This window comes from Actinomycetota bacterium (genome assembly GCA_035540895.1).
Classification (GTDB): domain Bacteria; phylum Actinomycetota; class JAICYB01; order JAICYB01; family JAICYB01; genus DATLFR01.
On the sequence record DATLFR010000011.1, the window covers coordinates 1 to 4427 of the forward strand.

Consider the following 4427-nt stretch of genomic DNA (forward strand, 5'->3'; position numbering starts at 1 on the left):
CGCCCGGCCCCCACCCGATGGACGGCGCTGGTGCCCTCGCGTTCGCCAGAGCTCGGTACGGCATGCCCGGGGGAGACTTCGGACGCAGTGAGAACCACGGGCGCTTGCTGCTGGACGGTCTGGCCAAGTTCCGGGCCGAGACGTCCGGGAACCCGCTGCGGCTCATGGACTGGCTCAACACGTTCCGGGACGTCGTCTCGACCAACGTGCCCCCGGGCGAGCTCCTGCGTCTCTCCCTGCTCGGAAGGCGCATGGACCCCGCGGCCATCCGCAACGTCGTGCTCCCGGGCCGCCCGGGGACCGCGGGTCGGGAGAGCGTCGTCTTCCTCGACCCTCACGCCCACACGATCCTCGCGTCGATCCGCGACGACGCGGTGGTATGAGCGGGGCGCCGGCGCTTCGCGCCGGCGCCCCGCGTGCATACGTGGGTGCTACAGGAACGCGGGCCCGAACACGAGGGCCACGATCGTCATCACCTTGATGAGGATGTTCATGGCGGGACCGGACGTGTCCTTGAACGGGTCCCCCACCGTGTCGCCGACGACGGCCGCCTTGTGCGGCTCGCCGCCCTTGCCGCCATGCGCTCCGGCCTCGATGTACTTCTTGGCGTTGTCCCAGGCGCCTCCGGCGTTCGCCATGAAGATGGCGAGCAGGAACCCGGTGACGAGGGCGCCGGCCAGGAACCCTCCCAGCGCCTCGACGGACACGAACCCGATGGCGAGCGGCAGGATCACCGCGAGCGCCCCGGGGAGGACCATCTCGCGCAGCGCGGCGCGCGTCGAGATGTCCACGCACTTGGCGTACTCGGCGCGAACGCCCTCCCGCCCCTCACGCAGGCCCGGGATGTCGCGGAACTGCCGACGTACCTCCTCGATCATGGCGTACGCGGCCCGTCCGACCGACTTCATCGTCAGCGCGGCGAACACGAACGGGGTGACCGCGCCCAGGAACAGCCCGCCGGTCACCTCGACGTTCTGGATATCGATCGACGGGAGTCGCACGGTCACCGAGAACGCCTTGAAGAGCGCGAGCGCGGTGATGGCGGCCGAGCCGATCGCGAACCCCTTCGCGATGGCCGCGGTGGTGTTCCCGAGGGAGTCGAGCGAGTCGGTGACCTGCCGCACCTCCGGCGGGAGGTGCGCCATCTCGGCGATACCGCCTGCGTTGTCGGCGATCGGTCCGTACGCGTCGACCGAGACCACGATCCCGGTCGTCGCGAGCATCCCGATCGCGGCGAGCGAGACCCCGTACAGCCCGCTGTCCGCGATCTGCGGCATGGCCATGTCCCCGAACCAGTACGAGAGCCCGATGGCCGCCACCACGAGGATGGCCGCGGGAGCCGCGGAGAGCATCCCGTCCGCCACCCCGCCGATCACGACGGTCGCGGGACCGGTCTCGGCCTGCGCCGCCAGCCGCTTCACCGGCCGGTGGTGGTCGGAGGTGAAGTACTCCGAAGTGAACCCGATCGCCCATCCGGTCACGAGGCCGACGACCATCGTGCCTGCGAGCCAGAGCGGGTTCCCGATCTCGGGGATCCCACCGAATAGCCAGTAGGCGCCCCCGATCGTGAAGAGAGCGGCCAGGGCCATCCCGATGTTGGTCCCCCGGTGCAGCTGCGCGGCGAAGTTGGTCGACCGCGCACTGCCGCGCACGAACATCGCGCCGATGATCGAGGCGACCATCCCGACCGCGCCGATGAGCAGCGGGTACAGGAACGTGGCCTCCTGCAGGCGCTGCGGGTACCCCGCGAAGACGAGGGACGCGAGCACGATCGGCGCGACGAGCGACCCCGCGTAGGACTCGAACAGGTCGGCTCCCATGCCGGCGACGTCCCCGACGTTGTCCCCGACGTTGTCGGCGATCGTGGCCGGGTTGCGCGGGTCGTCCTCCGGAATCCCCGCCTCCACCTTCCCGACCAGGTCGGCTCCCACGTCGGCGGCCTTCGTGTAGATCCCACCACCGATGCGGGCGAAGAGAGCGATGGACGAGGCGCCGAGACCGTACGTCGCGACCACCTGGAAGGCGTTCTCCACCTGCAGGACCCGGACGAACAGGATGTACGCCCCGGCGATGCCGAGGAGACCGAGCCCGGCCACCGTGAAGCCCATCACCGCTCCGCCCCGGAACGCGAGCGGCAGGGCGACGGCGGCTCCCGTCCGGGCGCCCTGGGCGGTCCGGACGTTCGCCGCCGTGGCGATCCTCATCCCGATGAACCCAGCCACGGCCGAGGAGACGGCTCCCGCGACGTAGGCGATCGCACCCCACGGGCGTCCGTACTCCAGGACCACCGCGATGACGACCGCCATCACGACCACGAAGATGGCCACGGCCCGGTACTCCCGGCGCAGGAAGGCCATCGCTCCCTCGCGGATCGCCGCGGCGATCTCCTTCATCCGATCGGTGCCGGCGTCCGCTGCGTTCACGATCTTCGCGAACACAGCCGCCAGCACCAGCGCCGCGGCGGCGGCGCCTAGGCTTGCGTAAGGTACGGCGTCCAACCTTGCCTCCTTGCTGTCTGCCCGGCCCTAGGCGGACCGGTCCTGTACATCGGTCACGTACACGTCCCGGGCCACCTTGCTGCCGAGTACGCGGTCCTCGCCCGCGACCCTCAGCACGATCGGCCCGTCGAACGGCTGCTTGTCCCTGACCTCCACCCGGGCTCCCGGGTGCAGGCCCAGCCCATCGAGGAACTCGGCCACATCCGGCTGCACGGAGCCGGGGACGGCCACCGTGGCCACCTGACCCGGCTCGAGGTCGTACAGCTGCGGCAGATCCGGGAGCTCGGCCGCCTCCCGTTCGGGGATCGGGAACCCGTGCGGGCATGCCGACGGCCGGTCGAGCACCTCGTACAGGCGGTCCTCGACCTCCTGGGGCAGGTCGTGCTCGAAGGTCCTGGCCAGGCGGTCGGCCTCGTTCCAGGCGTAGCCGAGCAGGTCGGACAGGAACCGCTCGACGATCCGGTGCCGTCGGATGGCCGCCACCGCGGCGGCCCGCCCGCGCCGGGTGAGACCGACCCCGTGGTAGGGCCGGTAGTCGACGTAACCCCGGTCCGAGAGCCGCTTCAGCAGCCCCGTCACGGTGCCCGGGGAGACGCCGAGACCCTCCGCCAGGGCCCCCGTGTGCGCCTCGTCCCCCGCCCGCGTGAGCCGGTAGATGGCTTTCAGCGCCTCGCGGTCTGGCTTTGAGAGCTCCTGCACGCTGTTTTTGCCCATACGAAATCTGAATCTAGGGGGATCGGGACTCGCTCGGCAACCGCAGCGCTGCCGAGGTCCGTCCCCGGCCATACCCTGGCCTCGTGATCGAACCGGACCCGTTCGTGGGCACCCTGAAGGCCCATCCCGACTACGAGGGACAGGTAGTCGTCCACCACCGCGCGCCACCCCGCCCCCCGGCGTTCGCCGACCTCGCCCGGCCCCTGCCCGAGGTCGTTCGCCGCACGCTGGACAGGGCCGGGATCGAGCGCTTCTACACGCACCAGGCCGAGGCGATCGACCTGCTGCGGGACGGGACCAGCACGGTGGTGGCCACCGGGACCGCCTCGGGGAAGTCGCTCTGCTACCACGTCCCTCTCCTCGAGGCGGTGGCGGAGGGCGGCGTCGGGCTCTACCTGGCTCCCACCCGCGCGCTCGGGACGGATCAGCTGCGTCAGCTCGGCCGGTTCGCCATGGACGGGCTGGTCGCCGACACCTACGACTCGGACACCCCCACCCACGTGCGCGCGTCGATCCGCGCCCACGCCACCTTCGTGCTGACGAACCCGGACATGCTCCACGTGGGGATCCTGCCCAACCATCACCGATGGGCGCGGTTCCTGCGTCGCCTGCGCATCGTCGTCGTGGACGAGGCGCATACGCTGCGGGGGATCTTCGGCTCCCACGTGGCGCTGGTCCTCAGGCGCCTGCGTCGCCTGGCCGCCCGCTACGGTTCGGACCCGGTCTTCGCGCTCGCTTCGGCGACGATCGGGAACCCGTCCGAGCACGCCTCGGACCTGGTCGGGCTCCCCGTCCGGGCGGTGACCGAGGACGGGGCCCCCACCGGGGAGCGCCACACGGTGTTCTGGAACCCACCGGTCGGCGAGGACGGCCGGCGAGCATCGTCCAACGCGGAGACGGCTGCGCTGCTCGAGGCGCTCGTCGTGAACGGCGCGCGCACGCTGGCGTTCTCGCGCAGCCGGCTGAACGCGGAGCTCGTCTCTCGGTACACGCGCGACCGGCTGCCCGACGAGATGGCGGAGGCCGTGGCTGCGTACCGGGCGGGCTACCTGGCCGAGGAGAGGAGGATCGTCGAGCAGGGCCTGGCGGACGGGACGCTGCTGGGCGTCTCGGCCACGAACGCGCTCGAGCTCGGCATCGATATCGGACACCTGGATGCAGTGCTGCTGAACGGCTTCCCGGGCACGGTGGCCTCCGCGCGCCAGCGGTCCGGAC

General features: G+C 71.2%; 4 protein-coding genes. 2 read left to right on the forward strand and 2 right to left on the reverse strand.

The window, feature by feature from the left end; genetic code table 11:
• Window positions 1-383 (forward strand): hypothetical protein (locus VM840_00430; protein ID HVL80040.1); only part of this gene is annotated, 383 nt, incomplete at its 5' end.
• Window positions 384-431: 48 nt separating this feature from the next.
• Here VM840_00430 and VM840_00435 read toward each other — a convergent pair.
• Both VM840_00435 and VM840_00440 read right to left on the reverse strand, forming a co-directional pair.
• Window positions 432-2498, reverse strand: coding sequence for a sodium-translocating pyrophosphatase (locus VM840_00435; GenBank protein ID HVL80041.1), 2067 nt, complete (start codon window positions 2496-2498; stop codon window positions 432-434).
• 27 nt (window positions 2499-2525) lie between these two features.
• Complete coding sequence (locus VM840_00440; GenBank protein ID HVL80042.1) at window positions 2526-3212, reverse strand: metal-dependent transcriptional regulator; 687 nt, start codon at window positions 3210-3212, stop codon at window positions 2526-2528.
• 83 nt (window positions 3213-3295) lie between these two features.
• Here VM840_00440 and VM840_00445 point away from each other — a divergent pair.
• A partial coding sequence (locus VM840_00445; GenBank protein ID HVL80043.1) for a DEAD/DEAH box helicase occupies window positions 3296-4427 on the forward strand: 1132 nt, incomplete at its 3' end.